Source organism: Gammaproteobacteria bacterium (assembly GCA_013697705.1).
In the GTDB taxonomy this organism is placed as follows: domain Bacteria; phylum Pseudomonadota; class Gammaproteobacteria; order UBA6002; family UBA6002; genus UBA6002.
On record JACCWJ010000048.1, the window covers coordinates 1 to 19,059 of the forward strand.

Annotated in this window: 19 protein-coding genes; 6 read left to right on the forward strand and 13 right to left on the reverse strand. The window is 41.2% G+C overall.

What is annotated here, in order from left to right; genetic code table 11:
• Positions 1–428: 428 nt before the first annotated feature.
• The gene (locus tag H0U71_09050; GenBank protein MBA2655192.1) at positions 429–1,511 is read right to left on the reverse strand and encodes a group II intron reverse transcriptase/maturase; all 1,083 of its coding nucleotides are present in this window, start codon (positions 1,509–1,511) and stop codon (positions 429–431) included.
• 568 nt (positions 1,512–2,079) lie between these two features.
• On the opposite strand from H0U71_09050, the gene H0U71_09055 reads away from it, so the two are divergent.
• Entirely contained in the window at positions 2,080–3,489 is a 1,410-nt protein-coding gene (locus tag H0U71_09055; protein ID MBA2655193.1) for an ankyrin repeat domain-containing protein, read from the forward strand.
• Positions 3,490–3,920: 431 nt separating this feature from the next.
• Here H0U71_09055 and H0U71_09060 read toward each other — a convergent pair whose 3' ends face one another.
• On the reverse strand, positions 3,921–4,424 hold the full coding sequence (locus H0U71_09060; protein MBA2655194.1) for a helix-turn-helix domain containing protein: 504 nt from the start codon (positions 4,422–4,424) through the stop codon (positions 3,921–3,923).
• Positions 4,425–4,796: 372 nt separating this feature from the next.
• Between H0U71_09060 and H0U71_09065 the strand changes: the two genes are divergently transcribed.
• Together H0U71_09065 and H0U71_09070 are read left to right on the forward strand one after the other, a co-directional pair.
• Positions 4,797–5,366: a hypothetical protein gene (locus tag H0U71_09065; GenBank protein ID MBA2655195.1), complete on the forward strand. Its 570-nt coding sequence runs from the start codon at positions 4,797–4,799 to the stop codon at positions 5,364–5,366.
• Positions 5,367–5,433: 67 nt separating this feature from the next.
• Complete coding sequence (locus H0U71_09070) at positions 5,434–6,558, forward strand: AFG1 family ATPase (GenBank protein MBA2655196.1); 1,125 nt, start codon at positions 5,434–5,436, stop codon at positions 6,556–6,558.
• On the opposite strand, the gene H0U71_09075 is transcribed toward H0U71_09070, so the two are convergent.
• Positions 6,507–6,998 (reverse strand): 6-carboxytetrahydropterin synthase, encoded by a 492-nt coding sequence (locus H0U71_09075; GenBank protein MBA2655197.1) that lies wholly within the window; start codon positions 6,996–6,998, stop codon positions 6,507–6,509. The two genes, H0U71_09070 and H0U71_09075, sit on opposite strands and share 52 nt — an antisense overlap.
• An 8-nt stretch (positions 6,999–7,006) precedes the next feature.
• Positions 7,007–8,167 (reverse strand): SAM-dependent methyltransferase, encoded by a 1,161-nt coding sequence (locus H0U71_09080; protein MBA2655198.1) that lies wholly within the window; start codon positions 8,165–8,167, stop codon positions 7,007–7,009.
• 60 nt (positions 8,168–8,227) lie between these two features.
• Between H0U71_09080 and H0U71_09085 the strand changes: the two genes are divergently transcribed.
• Both H0U71_09085 and H0U71_09090 read left to right on the forward strand, forming a co-directional pair.
• Positions 8,228–8,962 carry a pteridine reductase gene (locus H0U71_09085; protein ID MBA2655199.1) on the forward strand — a complete coding sequence of 245 codons (735 nt, stop codon included), beginning with the start codon at positions 8,228–8,230 and terminating at the stop codon, positions 8,960–8,962.
• 270 nt (positions 8,963–9,232) lie between these two features.
• Positions 9,233–12,052: a hypothetical protein gene (locus tag H0U71_09090; GenBank protein ID MBA2655200.1), complete on the forward strand. Its 2,820-nt coding sequence runs from the start codon at positions 9,233–9,235 to the stop codon at positions 12,050–12,052.
• Here the strand turns inward: H0U71_09090 and folB are convergent.
• From folB to H0U71_09135, 9 genes are all read right to left on the reverse strand, one after another.
• The gene (folB, locus tag H0U71_09095) at positions 12,049–12,396 is read right to left on the reverse strand and encodes a dihydroneopterin aldolase (GenBank protein MBA2655201.1); all 348 of its coding nucleotides are present in this window, start codon (positions 12,394–12,396) and stop codon (positions 12,049–12,051) included. The two genes, H0U71_09090 and folB, sit on opposite strands and share 4 nt — an antisense overlap.
• Before the next feature lie 7 nt (positions 12,397–12,403).
• A complete protein-coding gene (locus H0U71_09100; GenBank protein ID MBA2655202.1) occupies positions 12,404–13,177 on the reverse strand; it encodes an ABC transporter permease in 774 nt (257 codons plus the stop codon).
• Positions 13,167–14,090 (reverse strand): ABC transporter ATP-binding protein, encoded by a 924-nt coding sequence (locus tag H0U71_09105; GenBank protein ID MBA2655203.1) that lies wholly within the window; start codon positions 14,088–14,090, stop codon positions 13,167–13,169. The genes H0U71_09100 and H0U71_09105 overlap by 11 nt, the downstream gene beginning before the upstream one ends.
• Before the next feature lie 44 nt (positions 14,091–14,134).
• Complete coding sequence (locus H0U71_09110) at positions 14,135–14,383, reverse strand: hypothetical protein (GenBank protein ID MBA2655204.1); 249 nt, start codon at positions 14,381–14,383, stop codon at positions 14,135–14,137.
• A 58-nt stretch (positions 14,384–14,441) separates the two neighbouring features.
• Positions 14,442–14,885 (reverse strand): RNA polymerase-binding protein DksA, encoded by a 444-nt coding sequence (gene dksA, locus H0U71_09115; GenBank protein MBA2655205.1) that lies wholly within the window; start codon positions 14,883–14,885, stop codon positions 14,442–14,444.
• A gap of 210 nt (positions 14,886–15,095) precedes the next feature.
• Complete coding sequence (gene dapF / locus H0U71_09120) at positions 15,096–15,923, reverse strand: diaminopimelate epimerase (protein ID MBA2655206.1); 828 nt, start codon at positions 15,921–15,923, stop codon at positions 15,096–15,098.
• Complete coding sequence (gene lysA / locus H0U71_09125; protein ID MBA2655207.1) at positions 15,914–17,176, reverse strand: diaminopimelate decarboxylase; 1,263 nt, start codon at positions 17,174–17,176, stop codon at positions 15,914–15,916. Before lysA ends, dapF begins: the two co-directional genes overlap by 10 nt.
• Positions 17,177–17,227: 51 nt before the next feature.
• Complete coding sequence (locus H0U71_09130; protein ID MBA2655208.1) at positions 17,228–17,323, reverse strand: lipoprotein; 96 nt, start codon at positions 17,321–17,323, stop codon at positions 17,228–17,230.
• Entirely contained in the window at positions 17,320–18,282 is a 963-nt protein-coding gene (locus H0U71_09135) for a hypothetical protein (protein MBA2655209.1), read from the reverse strand. The genes H0U71_09130 and H0U71_09135 overlap by 4 nt, the downstream gene beginning before the upstream one ends.
• Positions 18,283–18,389: 107 nt before the next feature.
• Here H0U71_09135 and H0U71_09140 point away from each other — a divergent pair, with 107 nt between their 5' ends.
• Positions 18,390–19,058 (forward strand): carboxylesterase, encoded by a 669-nt coding sequence (locus H0U71_09140; GenBank protein ID MBA2655210.1) that lies wholly within the window; start codon positions 18,390–18,392, stop codon positions 19,056–19,058.
• The last annotated feature ends 1 nt before the right edge of the window (position 19,059 follow it).

Below are 19,059 nucleotides of genomic sequence, written 5' to 3' on the forward strand. Positions count from 1 at the left end.
TACTTTGAGGGTGTTGTAGCCTGGATGTAGCGTAGCGAAATCCAGGGCTATTCAAGCCTCAAATGTTTGTCAAGGGGGTTTTTAGAGAGTAGACGCGTGAATCACTCCACACGCCCCTCGTTAGAACCACATCGCGCCCAATTAAGGCAATGGGCTCAAGATAAAATCTTTCACTCGGCTATGTTCTAGTTCAAAATAACGCATGATAGACTTTAATTCTTGGGAGTGGATTTCCGTTTATAAATAACCGAAATTTATCCCAGGAAAATGATTTGCGTTGGCTTCTGCGATTTAGCCATTTAAATAAGATACGCAATGCTCGATATTCGAATTGTTTCAATCGTAGTGAATTAAAAGATACTCCGTAATAACGATAGTATCCTTGCAACATTACGCGAAGCTTTTTCCAAATTTCTCGCAGCTTGTATCTATTTCTGATTGCTTTGCACCAAACGTTTAAATTTTTTCAGTTTGGATCGCATTCGCTTACCGCTACTTTTTACTTTTGCAAGCAATGTTGTACCAGAGCGGCTCTTCTCCAAATAAAAAGTAAAACCAAGAAAATCAAATGCGCCTTGCTTCTTTCCTTGCTGATAGCCCTTCTTAGAAAACGACACCAACGATGTCTTCTCTTCATTGAGCTTTAGCTGGTATTTAGCAAGTCGCTTTGACAATGCTTGTTTTATTCGATGTGCATCGCTTTCATGTTCGCAGCAAATCACTGCATCGTCACAGTAACGAAATAATTCTACCTTGCCTCTGCAATGATTTTTAACCGTTTCTTCCATCCATTTATCAATTGCATAATGCGCATAAATATTCGATAAAATTGGGTTGCATAAACTTCCTTGCACTACACCTTCCTCATATTTCTTCAGTACTCCTTCTGCGAGCATCCCCGATTTATGAAGTCGACTTATATAGCACAAAAATCTTTTATCCCCTATCTTCTCACTCAATATTTCTACTAATGCAATTTGATCTAACGAACCAAAGAAATTTGCTAAATCAATATCGATTACAATCTCAACCGCTTGGTCATTTAGATGATTCCTCAGTGCTCTAATTGCATCATGGCAGCTTCTCCCTGGCCTAAAACCATAAGAGCAATCTAAAAATAGCGGCTCGTAAATGCTCTCAAGCACTTTATGCATCATCTTTTGAACTAGCTTATCTTCGAAGTTGCTAATGCCTAATTCTCGTTTACCAGCTCCCTTACCTACCTTAGATATCAGTACTTGACGTACTGGACCAGGACGGTAAGACATCTGCCTTAATTTAGTTACCAACACTTCACGATTGTTTTCTAAGTCCGCACCATAAGAAATTTTGTCTATCCCATCTACTCCAACTGCTTTATTTCCAGCAAGCTCGCTGTAGCAAATGCGCAGTGAGTCAACGTTAAAATGATGCATTAAGTAATCAAATTTCTTCGTCTCATCTTTGCTCGATAGCCAAGCTATCCTCTTTAGTTTCGTTTCCGTCGTCATCGGATAATCTGCTGTCTCCACGACGTTTCTCCTTAGAGGTCGATTTTACCCAACCCTCCATGGGCTTTACCCCACTTCATCAGTACTATGACCTATCTGACTTCCTAACCATCTTCCTAACTTCCTTACTATTACGTTTGTCAGTTAGTACTTCTTCCTTGAAGAATGTTTAGGATCTCCCACGTTGACATTCTTACTTTTATTGCATGCTGTGCTCTAAGATCCCGAGGATGGTATTTATATTTGCCCTTTATCAATATAAATACTGTTGTCTTCTAGGCGCACCATCTATCGACCATCCTAAAATCGGCTTTAACGGGACTCAATCACTTCAATCTTTCGATTTACAGCCTACAATATCCCTGTCTACGCTTAATCCATATTATTGCTAATATGTATTCAAGACTCAGTACAAGATGCGTTGGGTCTACGCTTTCTTGATTGCTCTTTCAGCAGTTAGTAATAATGCGCTTCGTGGCGCACGGTGCAATCGCCGCATTCGTCTATAACCCCTTCACCTTTAATTTTCACTTAATCTTTATAGCGTACACTATCCCTTCGTATAAATTGGATTAAATGAGGCACTCATATGCAAGAAAAATCATTGCTAGAAAATTTACCTCGTGAATTACTACTTTCCATACTTTTCTTAAGCGGTGATTCACGCTATTTCTTTCGTTTTGTTCAATTAAGCCGGACCATGAAATTCATGATCGATGCGGGTAGTAATAAGACTATTAAACAAAATTTATATTGGTTTCAACTTTATCAACGCCAATTCCTGTTATCAAAAAATGATGACACAAAATACAACCCTCAATTGAGTTATAGAACGCTATATAAAGAAAATGCTGACGAATACAATAAAAAAAATAGTAAATTGACGAAGGACCAACGGGAGCTATTTCGATGTATAAGCGCTAATGATTTAGAAACTATTGCGCAATTAGAAAGCGATCTTCCTGGCAATTTAGATGTTTTAGACCATCAAAATCGCACTCCAGTTACTTTAGCTGGCTTATATGGCCAAAATGAAATTTTACGTTTTTTCTATGACCAAATATGCTCGAAGATTTTTTCCAAGGTAGAAAAAGATGATCAAGGTAGAACGAAATTTTATTGGGCAGCGGCCTGTAATATAGTGTCGGAGATCAGCTCAACTCGTGACTCGGTTATTATTAATGCAGCCCAAAATAACGGTGCAACCCCGCTTTATATCGCTGCTCAAAATGGCCATATTGAAGTGGTTGCAGCCTTAATTAATGCGGGTGCCAATAAAGATCAAGCTAGGAATGAGGGCGCCACACCGCTTTTTATCGCTGCTCAAAATGGCCATATTGAAGTGGTTGCAGCCTTAATTAATGCGGGTGCGAATAAAGATCAAGCTATGAATAGTGGCGCCACACCGCTTTACATCGCTGCTCAAAATGGCCACATTGAAGTGGTTGCAGCCTTAATTAATGCGGGTGCGAATAAAGATCAAGCTATGAATGAGCGCGTCACACCGCTTTTTATCGCTGCTCACAATGGCCACTTAAAAGTGGTTGCAGCCTTAATTAATGCCGGTGCGAATAAAGATCAAGCTGCGATTGATGGCGACACACCTATCTCCATTGCGAAAGCTAGGAATCAACAAAAAGTTTTTGCGTTCCTTACTATGTGGAATGTATCACAGGAATCCCACAAGAATACACTTGACAAAATAATTGCCGTATTAGAAAAACACATTACATTGGAACCCATTGCTTTAACAGCTATAAAAAAAGCTAAAACGTGGTTTTTTTCAGAGGATCCTTTAACTTCGTTTATACGTGAGCTAAAGGATAAAAGTGCTAATCAAAATGATGTTAATAAAGAAAATCTGATTACTTTAATCAAGAGCAAAAAAGACATCATCCCTCTAGAAAAATATGACTTTATTTTGAAAAATATTTTGGAAGTTGCTGATAATCTGCTTGAATTAGATTCACAGAAATCACTGAACTATGTTATTCATTAAACAACACTCTTGCCCAGATCTGAAGATCCGACGTACTCTGGTACCTATAAAGTTCATTTGATTTTGACAATGAAAAAATAAATGAAAGATATCAGCAGGAGAATAATTTTTCACCTATCGCTACCGTAAAGAGGAGATGCTCAATTTTTTGAATTGCGTTATTTAATGACCTCAAACGCAAATTTCAACAAGCTGTTATAGAGCCAACAAAATACATAAACCACCTAGAGCATATCTGACTAAACGTTTGCCAGGAATGTCTCCGGTCTATGCACAAAGTTAAATCAAGGGGAAATAATTATGACGCGGGGCATCCATTCGTTTGCAGGGCGATTGCATCAAAATACTGTTCTGCCGTCGTCCCGCGACTTGTGTATAGTCCGGGCACATATTGGACACTGTCCGGGCACATACTTGACATAAGATAATGCCTACTCCAGCTTATAAGAGTAGATCTTATGCTTCCCAAAATAAATTTCAAGTAAGCCTCTCATTTCGCAGTTTCTTACTTCTATGTTTTTTCCAATGAAAGGTTTACCCACCCAATAATCTTTATTATTAAACCGAATGTAAGGCCGGTTAAGCGATTCTTCCTGAGACACACAGCCATTACGCTTTAGTATTTCATTTATTGTGCTCAGAGCAGGTAGGTTTTCTACCCCTCTTCTTTCTAGATAACTTTTTATTTTTTTGGCCCCCCAAGTGGACGCTTTCTTTCTGACCTTTAAAATTTGTTTCTCAATTTCTTTAGCTATTTTGTGTGGCTGATTAATAGGGGCTCTAGAGCGTTGATCTAATCCACAAACACCTTCAGCCTGATAGCGATTAAGCAATGTATAACCCGTTTGGCGACTTATTCCAAATGTGTGGCATAATTGCTTAAACGAAATATCACCTCTTAGTACCGATCTAATAAATGCTTCTTTTTGACACATAATTGACTTCTCTTTCCAGGGCACACTGAATACTCCAAAATCCAATATGCATAGTTTAAAGTGTCAAGTATGTGCCCGGATAGTGTCCAATATGTGCCCGGACTATACACAAGTCGCGGGATCCAATTCCTTTTCTGGATCGCGAACAAGTCGCGGGACGACGTGTGATGGAACCAAATTTTTGTCCAGTACAAAAGGTAAGCAGCTCAGAATGCAGCTTATTTACCGAGAATTTTGAATTTGCAATAGGTTTTTGGTGCAATCGTCGTGGAAGTTTATTAAAATCCTCATCCCTTTAATATTTCATTAAGAATACCTCTTTATAATGCCCCTATTGAATAATTCCCAATTGACGTAATAGGGGCATTTTAAATGTCAATCTTCTCTGAACACATTTTAAAATTATTAAATGATTACAAACGGTTGTTAAGACGATATCTGTCAACTACAGAGCGTGAGAAGACCATCATTAATCTCGGAATAAAACGCAAGTCTTTGCGTTTCGACAACGATGTAATTCTTTATAATAAAGCGCATCGCGTTGTAAAAGATATTGAATACTGGACTGCGAAACTTAATCGCACGGCCACCGAGTATTCTGGTATTGATGAATTTTATCAACATCTAAAATCGTATCTCACTCACTATCGAATTGAGAACAGCTCCGTGGTGCATGTGACTCAGAAGGTTTGCTGCGCCTTAGTTCAGGCAATTCAAATTATTTCTATGACTCCCTCTCAACTCAGCGAGACCACTGTTTCAAAATTAGATGATTGCATTCAAACTATTGCAAAGTTTGGCACCAAAGACCAACGAACGATGCTCGCAAATGCACTAAATAAACAAAGACAAGATGAAAACCCAAATTTATTTACGCCTGCATTAGAAAGTTTCGTGAAAAATCATTGCGACTATTTAACATTTTGCGAAGATCAATCTTGATTCAATTTCTTCATGGCAACACCCCCTCTTATACTATAAGATAACCAAAAGCAGATTTGAGGTTGAAGTGACGCCCATAGAATACTATCAGCGATTGATAGAAAGCGATCAGATTTTAGAAGATGACCAACAAGCGATGGTTGTCAAACAATTCCAAGTTATACACGATCATTTAATGCACGCCACCTCTAAATTTACCTTACTAAAAAAGCTAAGTCTTACCAAAACAGATTTGACCAAAGGTTTATATCTATGGGGTGATGTAGGAATTGGCAAAACATTTTTAATGGATTGTTTTTTTTATTGTTTACCCTTTAAAAATAAATTACGCATACACTTCATCAAATTCATGCACATGATTCATGAACAACTCACTCAATTACAAGGCACGACCAATCCACTTAAAAAAATTGCCACACAATTGGCAGGGGAAACCAAGGTGATTTGTTTCGATGAATTAGCCGTAAATGATATAGCAGATGCAATGTTATTAGCCGGTTTATTTGACGCACTTTACAAGGAAAGAATTTGCCTTATTTTTACGAGCAATAGTTCACCTGATAATCTCTATCTTAAAGGCTTGCAACGAGGTAATTTTTTACCTGCCATTGAACTCTTAAAGAAAAATTCAGAAGTAATACATATCACCACACAAAGCGATTACCGATTACAAAATTACGCAGACAATACATTTTATTACACCCCCCTCGATAATGATGCCGAGCAAAAATTACAAACACAATTTTCCCTGCTCAGCAAACAACCCGCCGAAGTTAAAAAACTGTTGCGCATCTGTGACAGAGATATTATGACACGCAAAGTCTCTGAGGGTGTGGCGTGGTTTGATTTCCTCAAAATTTGTGGCGTGCCGAGATCTCAGGATGATTATCTAGCCATTGCAAAAAATTATCACACTATCATTGTGAGTAATGTTACAGCCATACAGCCAGAGCAAAATGATCTTGCACGCACATTTATAAGCCTAGTGGACGTGCTTTACGATACCAACAAAAAATTAATTATTTCTGCGGAAAAGCCCATAGAGCAACTTTACCGTTCCGGCAGAATGTTATTTGAATTTGCGCGAACCCGCTCGCGATTAATTGAGATGCAAACCATGGCTTGGCATAACAAATGTGATCATAATTTCCAGCTCGCACTCGCTCCCTGCCCAGGCCCAGAAAAAACTTGAAGATAAACACCCACTACACGATGCTGATTGATCGTTTTTTCATCTGCTACAATTTGTTCTAAAAACCATTTCGCGAGTTCTTCAACACTTATATTTCGAAGCGGCAATAACAACACATCTTTTTTTAAAAATGGGATTTTATCTTCATGGAAATAAGCATAATAATAATCACCTTCTGTTTCGATCCTTAAATAAGGCGACATCGTTGGCAGTAGAAAATAGCTGTCAAGTTGTTTGCATAACCTATGCAATATTTCTTTGTAAACGCCATAGTCAAATGCCATGCCACGATCAGGCACTATTTCTGAATCAATTTTTGCGGCTACTCTAAAATTATGACCATGCAAGCGTTCTCTCGTCGTCGGAGAAAAAATCGTAAAATGTCCTGCAGCAAATTCAAAATTTTCTTTATAGAGCTCAATAGTTGTAATCTCTGACATGAAAAACCTTACAATCGTTCACACATGTTTCGAAGTGAGAATCCCAAAAGCGGTACATCGATATCTTTAGTGAGCGCAATCACTTTGAATAATTCCCCCATTTCATTTGGAGAAGTTAATATCTTCACTTGATTCGCTAATGCTAAATAGCTCTCTGGGCCCTGCTGTTGCAAATCGTCGATCATACCACAAGATAATAAAAAACCAGCCTGATTGGTAAATCCCATAATTGTTAATCCAGAGTCAAATGCAGCTTCAGCTACTGCGGTAAAATCAATATGCGCAGTAATATCCTGCAGCCCTATATTTATTAAGGGATCACTATGTGCCTGGTGCTGATAATGACACATTAACGTGCCTTGATTTCGATCAGGATGATAATATTCAGCGCGCGGAAATCCATAATCAATTAATAGAATAACGCCTTGGCCTAAAACATCACTGATGCTTTTGATCCAACCCCAAATAAAAAGATTAGCTTCACTTTCGTATCCGTCCTCAAATTCAATCTCTAGATCCTCAACATATTTTTTAAGTGCACAAGAGGCCTCGCGCCAGTGCCCAATAAGCTGCCCCCCCGCTTCGAGGTTTAAATAAAATTCGTTGAGATGTCCTCGCATGTATTTAAAACGATGCACTGGAAACGCATCCATCACCTCATTGGCCAGAATTACACCGTCAAATTTAAATTCAGGCAAGGTGTCCAGCCATATTACCTTATGCTTTAAATGAGGAGCCTTAGAGTTAATCAGCGCTTGCTGTCTTGATTTAAGATCGGCACTTATTTCTAAAATGTAATAGTGCTCTGGCAAAGAATTTAACCTTTCTAATTCAAATAATATTTCAAGCGCCATGCTACCTGTTCCCGCACCGAGCTCTAAAATGTCCCCGGGCGTGTGACTCAACACTTGGTGACATTGCTTCGCTAAACATCTGGAATATAAAACCGACATCTCAGGTGCTGTGGTAAAATCACCTTCTTGCCCGAATTTTTGCCGACCCGCTGAGTAATATCCCAAGCCGGGTGCATACAGAGCCAGCTCCATAAAGCGCGCAAAAGACAGGGGCCCAGACTGGGATATTTCTAGCCTAATTTTTGTCATCAATTGCTCAACATTATTATGAGCATTGACACTGGGGTGAGGTAAGATTGCTTCTGGGTCGATCATGGGGCTAGGGTATAGCGACCATTTTGTGTTTGCAAGACCTAAGCAATGCATTAGGAGAAAATGATGAACAAAGTTGTCTTGATAACAGGCGCCGCTAAACGAATTGGCGCTGTTATTACTCGTTTATTACATGAGTCAGGGATGAATGTCGTCCTCCACTATCACCATTCGGAAGCAGAAGCATTTGAATTGTGCAAACATCTAAATGATAGTCGGCCTAACTCCGCAAAAGTTTTTCAGGCCGATATCAAAGAAATTGACGCCTGCCAGCATTTAATAGATCAAGCTCAAAAGGTGTGGGGACGGTTAGATGTGCTGGTGAATAATGCTTCTAGTTTTTATCCAACTCCTCTAGAACAGGTTAGCGAAAATGACTGGGAAGACTTGGTTGGTAGCAATCTTAAAGGCCCCTTCTTTTTATGCCAAGCTGCAGCAACGCATTTAGTGTCGTCAAAGGGCAATATCGTGAATATAGTTGATATCCATGCGGATAAACCCCTTAAAAATTACCCTGTCTATTGCATAGCCAAGGCAGGCTTAGTGATGCTTACAAAATCGCTAGCGCGTGAATTGGGCCCCTCTATAAGGGTAAACGGCGTAGCCCCGGGCGCTATTCTTTGGCCAAATGAACAAAGCTCTGTTTCAGCGGAAACTCAGCAATACATCATTAACCAAACCCTGCTGAAACGACAAGGAAACCCTCAAGATATAGCGGAAACGGTATTGTTTTTAATCAAACAAAGCTATATAACAGGACAGATTATAGCGGTGGATGGCGGACGCAGTATTCGGTAGATAGCCAACAGCCTACTGGCCTTAGAGAATAGGCTCTCTTCCCATCGATGAGGTGTTAGCATCAAGCTACATGCAGGTAAAGGCTAAGACCTTGATTCCGCTGCGCTTCATCAAGGCTACGAAATACCCCGGTAGCCTTGATGCAGCGCAGCGGAATCAAGGTTCTTTGTACGATAAAAAGTGAAAATCCCCACTTTAATAGGTTTTCTTAATAATTGGTTAATCTAGGTTCGCTATAATTAATATCTAATACTTAATTTGGGTGATGAAATGGCTGGTAAAAAAGATGCTGCTAAAAGAGTAATGAAGCTTACCGATCAAAAAAAAGCTATAAGAGATAACATAACTCGTCTTCTGACTGAAAAAGATGAGACCCTAGCTTCCGTGAAGGAAGCTCAAAAGGAGAGCAATCGCGTTTTGGCAAAGGGGGGTTGGAAGAAAGCACGGACTCTCGATGACGAAATCAAATCACTCGAACAGCAAGAACACTCACTTGACAATGAAATCAAAGACCTCGAAGGGGCAACTGATAACAACTCCGCTGATAACAATAATATAAACCTATCATATACGAGTACAGCTATTTTGAAACATCTTCTCGCGACAGAAAATAACGCAGAGCTGGAGGCTGAGTTATTTGAGAAATTAGCATCGAATTTTGCTTATATAAAGGAAAGTCCATTTCCGACAGACGACCAATGGCAAATTGAGAAACAACATCCAGATACTCCAATCCCACAGCCTCCGTTACACAACAATGATCAACCTCAAGAGCAGATGGTAGATCAAGTTAATGCGAATCAACAGGCTGAAGCAAGAGAGCAAAACCCGCAGGAAGAGCTTAATCATCCTGAGAGTGAGAATCTAGATGAAAATTCAAACCCTCCTAAACAGACACGCATGGGCCTGCTTGGTCGCTTCAAAAAAATAATACCAACCCTCGGTCAAAAATCAAATACGAATCACAGGCCAGGTAGCCATCGGCTAATAGACAACCATGAAGATAACGGAGGTCAAGAACTTGTGGAAAATGCAAATCTGCAGCTACTACGAGAAGAGGGTGAGATTCCGCAGCCGCCACTCGGAGAAGGTGAGATTCCACAGCCGCTACTAAGAGAGGGTGGGATTCCACAGGGCGGGGGGCTTCCACCACCTGATCCTGATTATATGCTTCCACCACGGAATGAGGACATTCCACAACAACAACAAGACCAGCCAGACGAACCTCAGAACAATGCAGGTTCCCCTGCATTTAATTCCCTAAAAACTCGTATCCAGAGCTTATGGGCCAAAGCATTTGCTCGCAAAAATTCTTCTGATCTAAACATACCCCATGACGGCCAACCCGGGATGGATAATAATCTGCCGCTAGAGATACGACCCGCCGTAGATGAACCTCCTGTTGCTCCTACCGCTGGCGTCATATCATTTATTCAAAATGGCTATAATAAGCTTTTTGGCACAAAATCTGCTCTAAGGCAGGCGGCCGATCAGGTTCAGGAAAATGAGAATCCAGCCCCCGGTGATTTTAACTCTACAAATCCTTTCAAAAAAGCAGGACGATGGTTTATTGCAAAATTTAACAGGGAAAAGGAAGGGGAAGGTCTCATGGAAAGAGTAGAGCGCGATGAGTCTAAGATTCTGGGAGAGCTCCCAGTCGGCGCAGAGGATAACAAGCAACAAGGCAAATTTAGCTTAACAACAACTCTCCAAAATCAATGGAGAAAATTTTTTCCGCCAAAGATTCCAGTCCCCGGCAATCCTCAGGAAGGGGAAGGAGCTCTAGAGCAAAATCAACAAGACCCGGGCGAAGAGATCCGACCAGTTAGAGCAGCAAACCTTGATAATCAGCCTCCTGTTGTTGCTACCTCTGGCTTCATATCATCTATTCAAAGTCGCTGGAATAAGCTTTTTCCCTCAAAGCCAAAGCCTGTCAATGATCCAGGGCACGTTGCCAATCAGCCAGATCAGCAAAATGAAAATCCAGCCCCCAGTAGATCTACCTTTACAACAACTTTTAATCAGTTAAAACAAAGGCTTTCTCGCAAAAAGCCTAATCCAAGAGCAGAGGTTGCCCCTCTTGGCGAACAGAGGCATCCGCAAGAGGTTATTAATATTCCTCCCGCTAACAACCCTCCTATTGGCGGAGCTCCAAAATCGCCTTTCAAACTAGGAGCATGGCTAAACAAGTTCTTGAATCGTTCAGACTCAAACCCTGCATCTAATCAACAACCTGACCGACCTCTTCAATCGACTTTTGGAAGGATTAATCATAACCTTAACGGCGGTCACCTCTCAAATTCAAGATTGGATAATGGTGGTCCTGATGTACATCTCAGTTTAGAGATCCGAGATAACCCTCAAAGAAATAACAACGTTCCACAGAGTTCATCTACTCGAGCATCAGGAAATTCAAACAGTAAACCGTTATGGCAGCGGCTTTTCGGATCAAACTCCACAAAGCTTCCAAGTAACTCCAAGGCTTTTACCCATCCCAAATGGAACGGAAAAGCGCTCGAAATTCCACTGATCTATGAGACAAAGAGCAAATATCTCTGGAGTAAAGTAGCAACATCTTCCCTTCAAGCTTGCAACATTTATCAATTAAAAGGGAAGCCCTTAGGTCAAGGAAATAAAAGAATGCTCCATATCATGGATATGGTTAGTACCGCACTTAATTCACCTGATGGAAATTTTAATAGAATTTTTGTTATCAAATCTACCAACAATGACATAGTCAATGAAACTATCAATGCTATTTTCGCTATTGACCCTAACTACCGAGGCGAAATTCAGATCTATCGCAATGGTCAACTTGAGGCTTATGACAGAGAGTCTGGGATTGTTCAGAGTGCTGCCCTTGTGCCAATGGCGACAGAATTGCGCTTGAAAAAGAATCTTCCGTTGCAGCCATCTGCTGACCTTCCCGCCAGGAACAACAATTCTCTAGAATGGATGGCCAATAGGCTGGGAGGCAACCCAAGCAGTCAAAACGGACTCCATATAGCGGAGCTTCCAAATAAAAATGAAAATGAAAATGAAAATGAAAATGAAAATGAAAATGAAAATAGAAATGCTAATGGTCTCTAACGTTCGATAGAAATGCCCACCGACTGGGCATTCGTTATAGCTCTTGGCTTACAAAGGGTACAACGCACTTTAGAGACCTTGAATTCACTTAATATTGTTGTTGCGATCTTCTCGATGAGAGACTCGAGAAGATCATAATGACTTTTTTCGACTATCTCAGTGACTCTATCCATCACTAAATCGTAATCGACAGTATCTTTTATGAGGTCCGTTTTAACAGCGAGGGTCACATCAACCTCCATCTCTATATCTATTGAGATCGGCTGTTTCACCGTTTTTTCATGCGGATAAACCCCTATAATCGCCTCTAATAACAAACCTTTGATGAAAATTTTATCTAGCATTGATCACCTATGTTCTAATTCCGACGCCTTTATCTAATAAATAAAGCGCTAATACTAATAAGACAATTATCATTCCCGTAATAATAGCTAGGGCAAGACCGATATTGACATCACTGACGCCCAGGACACCATAACGAAAGGCGTTTACCATGTAGAGAATGGGATTAAAATAAGACAATGTTCGCCATATGGGCGGCAGCATACTAACAGAATAAAATACTCCGCCCAAATAAGTTAGGGGCGTGAGTATGAAGGTAGGAATGATGGCGATATCGTCAAATTTTTTGGCAAAAATGCCGTTTATAAAGCCTGCTAGTGAAAACAATAAGGCAGCCAGAAATACGACCAAGGCCATTATTAAGAAGTGATGGACGGTTAAATCAGTAAATAACGCCGAAATTAAAGTCACGACAATTCCAACTATAAGGCCGCGCAAAACCGCCCCCATAACGAAACCTCCTAAGATGAGATAGTTCGGCGTGGGCGAAACCAGCAATTCCTCGATACTGCGTTGGAATTTTGCCAGAAAAAAGGAAGAGGTTACATTTGAGTAAGCGTTGGTGATCACCGACATCATAATCAAACCCGGAGCAATATATTGAATATAAGGAATACCGTTTAATGTTCCGATACGAGAACCCATTAAATGTCCGAAAATTATAAAGTAGAGCGCCATCGTAATTGCAGAAGGCAAAATAGTTTGCGTCCAAACGCGTAAAAACCGAGTAACTTCTTTTGTGATAAGGGTTTGGAAGGCCACCCAGTTTTGTTTAAGATTCACGTATATCTTCGCCTACAATAGAAATAAACATTTCTTCTAATCGGTTTGCCTTGTTTTTCATGCTCAGCACTTCGATACCTTGGTCTCTTAACAAACAGAATAAGTCGTTAACCCCTTGCCCGGCATTAACATCTGCCTCAAGTGTTTTGGAGTCAACTTTACGTAAAGAATAGCCTGATAGCTGGGGAGCGTCTTGAATTGCTTCTTTCAGAAACAGTACGAAGGTTTCAATATTCAGCTTTGTTAAAAGGTTAGACATGCTGGTATTTTCTATGATGGTCCCTTGATTGATAATCGCAATATTCTTACAAAGAGTTTCTGCTTCCTCTAAGTAATGTGTGGTAAGAATGATAGTCGTTCCATTCTGATTGATTTCTTTCAAAAATCGCCACATAGAACGCCTAACTTCAATATCCACTCCGGCAGTTGGTTCGTCTAAGATCAACAAGCGGGGTTCGTGCATTAACGCGCGCGCAATCATCAATCTTCGCTTCATTCCTCCTGACAAGAGTCTCGCTTGTGAGTGTCGTTTGCTCCACAAATCCAGTTGGGTGAGATATTTTTTCGCTCGCATCTTGGCAATATCACGCGGGATTCCATAATAACCTGCTTGGTTAATAACAATCTGTTCGACCGTCTCGAATATGGAAAAGTTAAATTCTTGCGGCACTAATCCAATATTAGCTTTTGCCTGGGCTAGTTGTTTATCAAGGTCATAATCAAACACCGCAACACGACCGGCGGATTTGGTAATTAAATGACTGATAATACCTATGAGAGTCGTTTTACCTGCCCCATTAGGACCCAGCAAGGCAAAAAAATCTCCAGCGGGAACAGTAAGATCAATTCCTTTAAGGGCGGTAAATCCATTTTTATAGATTTTTTTTAAATTTTGGATGGAGAGTGCGTTCATTATATCAACGTTAGAAAGAGAGGCGGACCGAAGTCCGCCCAAAATTACCGTGTTTCTATTCGAGTAACAGTATCATTTCGTGTAACTGGATCATTCACAGGACGGTGCCAATGATGATGACAGCTAAATAAATATTTAATTAAGGCACCCACCGCCAATACAGGCAACATGATGTCAAAGAATCGTGTGATATAAATAATAGAAGCTAGTCTATCTTGAGGCAATATTGAAGCAAAACCTGCAAGCAATAGCGCAATGATGATGAACAAAAGTGCAAAAAGTTTTCCGCTCATGCAAAAGCTCTCCTTGGTAATTTCCTATTACAAAAGGAGACACTTTAACATAAAGAAATTAGGAACCACTAGTTTGTTTTTCACGGATTTCGTCAAAGGTTTTGCAATCAATACAAAGTTCGGCGGTTGGCCGAGCCTCTAAGCGACGAATTCCAATTTCAGCACCGCAACTTTCACAATAGCCATAATCGCCACGATCGATACGCTCAAGACTATATTCGATTTTTTTGATGAGCTTACCTTCTCGGTTCCTGTTTCGGAGTTCTAACGTAAACTCTTCCTCAAGGGCCGCGCGATCAATAGGATCAGAATAAATGGCCGCATCTTCACGCATGTGATGGACGGTATGATCCACTTCTTCCATCAATTGCTGTTTCAATAAGCGCAGAATATTACGAAAATGATCGAGTTGCGTATCATTCATGTATTTTTCACTCTTTTCCACCGTATAGGGTGTGAAACCTATGGGGCCTAACATAGTCGCTTTCTTTTGGGTTGCCATTCTCTCCTCCAGCTCAGGCAGCTTAATAATCTTTAATTATAGCGGATAATAAATGCCTTGTAGCATTTTGCAGCTTTAAGGCATCTGCACACGACAAAATTAAAATGGATTTGCCGTGACGATCAAGTGATAAAAAATGTCGTATCCAAGCTATTAGGCATCTATACCAAAAACAAATATAAGAGGCAATTAATTTTTATTATCGGGCGCTTAGATAAGCTCCCCTTTGAAAACTGTCTTTGCAGGGCCGGTCATGAAAAGATCGTCCTGCGGTGAGTGCCATTTTATCTTCAGAGTTCCCCCCGGCAAATCTACTCTTACACGTGGAGATAAATCATATAGATGCCTGCCAACAGCGACTGCCGCACACGCGCCACTACCACAGGCCAAGGTTTCGCCTACTCCTCTCTCGTATACCCGCAAGCGAATATGTTCGGGAGAAATTATTTCCATAAAGCCGACATTTACTTGTTTAGGAAACGCTGCGTGCTGTTGCAACAATTGTCCTATGGACTGCACCGGGGCTTCCAAAACATCCCCCACCCTAATGACAGCATGCGGATTGCCCATTGAAACTGCACCAAATCGTATAACCTTGTCTTCTAATAATAACTGGTACTCATTTTGTGCTTGATCCATCTGCAACGGAATGTCGTCAGGAGCAAATTGCGGCTTACCCATATTGGCAGTAATCTCGCCATTTTCTTCTCGCATCAATTCGATTTTTCCGGAAACTGTCGCGAGTAGGAGGACGTTTTTTCGGATGAGATTTTCAGTAAAGAGGTAATGCGCCACGCATCTAGCACCATTGCCACATTGGGCGACTTCGTTGCCATCTGCGTTGAAAATCCGATATCGATAGTCATGATCAGCTGCGTCGGCGGGCTCGATGACTAGTACTTGATCACAACCAACTCCAAGGTGGCGATCTGCGATATGTCGAATAGCTATGGTATTCAACTCTACCTTTTCCTTGACACAATCAATCACTACAAAATCATTACCCAGGCCCTGCATTTTAATAAACTTCAGAGACATGTGGCTTCCTCTGGCAGTAATTTTTCATGCATAAACAAATCCTGAATTGTTTCTCTCGCTCTTATTAGATAGATTTTATCACCGTCGACCATAATCTCAGGAATTCGTGGTCGGGAATTGTAGTTAGAACTCATGGTAAATCCATAGGCTCCTGCTGTGCGAATGGCTAATAAATCTTGATCTTTAACGGCCAGCATACGATCTTTGCCTAAAAAATCGCCCGTTTCACAAACTGGTCCCACCACATCGACCTTTATCGTCTCTCTATCTTGATTTTCAACAGCTATGATTTCTTGATAGGCATTGTATAGAGCGGGACGCAAAAGATCATTCATCGCAGCATCCACAATCGCAAAATTTTTGTGAGGTGTCATCTTAAGGTATTCAATGCGTGTGACCAGTATGCCGGCATTGGCTGCAATCGCACGTCCCGGCTCCACGATTATTTCTAAGCTATCGTTACCGAGCCGGGAAATAATCTCTGTTATATATTCTGCAGGTGAAGGCGGCACCTCATTGGAATATCTAACGCCTAAACCGCCCCCGATATCAAGATGGTGAACAGTCACTCCATGCTGGCGCAGTTTTTTTACTAAATCATAAACTCGATCAAAGGCTTCAAGAAAGGGCTTCAACTCCGTTAACTGAGATCCTATATGGTAGCCTACTCCGCGTATCTCAAGATGCGGCAGGGAACGAGCTAATTCATAGAGTGAAATTGCCTCATCAATATCGACACCAAATTTGTTTTCTTTTAATCCAGTCGAAATATAAGGATGGGTATTGGCGTCAATGTCTGGGTTAACCCGCAATGAAATCGGCGCCTTTTTGCCCTGTTGACCGGCGATGTCATTGAGCCGCAATAACTCTGCTGTTGACTCCACATTAAAACAAGCAATGCCTACTTCAAGACCCCGCTTGATTTCAGGAACTAGCTTACCCACCCCAGAAAACAGGATGTTTTTAGGATTGCCCCCGGCAACTAAGACGCGCTCAAGTTCGCCCTGAGAAACGATATCAAAACCACAACCGAGTTTGGCCAGAAGATTTAAGATGGCAATATTGGAATTGGCTTTAACTGCATAACAAATGCGATGAGGGTGGGCACCAAAAGCTTCGTTGAAGACTTTCCAGTGACGCTCTAACGTAGCCCGTGAATAGATATAACAGGGGGTTCCATATTGCTGCACAATGGTGGCAACCGGCACCTCTTCAGCGAATAATTGGTCATTATGAAAATTGAAATGATCCATTTCAGAGGCCTTAACAAACTGATTAAATCACTAGTGGAATCTAGCCTTCGCTTATTGTACATGCGGGCAAGGGGGTGGCAAGTAGAGACCCCCTGTTTGCCCGCAGCCTGTTAGAAAAAAAAAGCCTAGGAAGATTAACCTGATCATGTTCTCGGAATTGACAAAGTATGTACGTCGTTTTCAGCATTTTTATCTGCTTTGTCGACTGATGCTTGTGTTGGTAGCTTTGAAAAAAAGTTGGCAAACGTCCAGCCCGACATATCTCGACCCTTCTCTGCTATGACTGCCTCAGTTGCTTTAGCAAGATTGGTCAATGCATCTGTTTGTAGGGCCTCCCAGGAAGAATCAGGGTTTTTTATGTAGGCTTCTTGCAAATAAATAGCCAGAGACTCGTCACTTTTTATTTGAGATATGGTTTTACTGTTTTCAGAATCCTCTCGATAAAAAATAGGAAAGGTATCTTTTGCAAAGATATCAATCTGGTTTTTGTCGAACGATGTGACTGAATTCTCAATGATGCAATTCACAAAGGCTACGTTTAGGGCCCGAGGATCATCAATTGAAACCTTCCTAAATCCGTGTCCAGCACCAACCACTTCTAATGCTTTACGAGCAACTCGAGCCCCACATGAGTAAGCGTCCCCTAATTTCTGTTCACCCCCATATGTATAAGAAACTAATATTTCTTGTTTGCTCGTTGTAGCGGCTGAATAAACTTGTCTAACAACCTCCTTCAAACACTTTTGGATGGCGTTTGGGCTGGGGTTTTGAGTTTCAGGTTTTTCTACGGGATCCCAGCATTCAATTGTGACTTTATTGCCTTGGATTTGGCGTGTCAACAACACCCAATGGTTACTGCCCACAAGCAAGGGAATTATTAAGTTTGTGGTAGGGTTTTTGGTCAACACCTCCCTCAGCGTGTTTTCATTGCCTATATTAGTTTTTTCATATTGGAAAGACTTGGGAACAAATTTCTCAATAACTGAATCAATATCGACATTAGTAGCCAGGCCTTGAGCTGGAATATAGCCTCGCCTCTCAAGCGTGTCGATGACGCCGCTATAATCGCGTACTGTAGTAGACTGCTGGTTTTTGCGCTCGTTCATGAAAACCCTCGAAAGAATTAGTAGGTATGTTGTTATATTACCAACATATTGTTAAATTAACCTTAACAAGCCCTCTTATATCAATCCTTTATAATCGGGAAGCATCCATGCATTCAATTGATGATTATGTCGAAGTAAATACAAACCAAAGCCCGGATTCTAGCGTGATTTGGCTCCATGGTCTAGGGGCGGACGGGCATGATTTCGAAGGCATCGTTCCTGAGCTAGAATTGCCTCAAAACCTAGGAGTGCGCTTTATTTTTCCGCACGCTCCGATTCAACCCGTTAGCGTCAACGGGGGGTACCCCATGCGCGCCTGGTTTGACATCTTTGGCCTGCACGAAACAGCTAGACAAGATGAACCTGGAATCCGCAAATCGTTAGAGTTAGTGGGAGATTTGATTGATAGCATCATAGAAAAAGGGGTGCCCAGCGAGCGTATTATTGTGGGTGGATTCTCTCAAGGCGGGGCTATTGCGCTCCATCTGGGACTTCGCTACCCCAAAAAGCTAGCGGGTGTGATAGGTCTGTCTACGTATTTGCCCCTCACTGACCAGATGATGGGCGAAAGACAAACTATCAATGCAGCGACCCCTATTTTTTTAGCCCATGGAAAACAAGATACTCTCGTGCCTTACACTATTGGCCAGAGTGCTTACGACAAATTAGCCTCTTTGGGCTATTCAGTGAGCTGGCATGACTATGAAATAGCTCACACTGTGAATAAAGAAGAAGCCCAGGATCTTGGCAAATGGATTCAGAAAGTATTGTTATAGA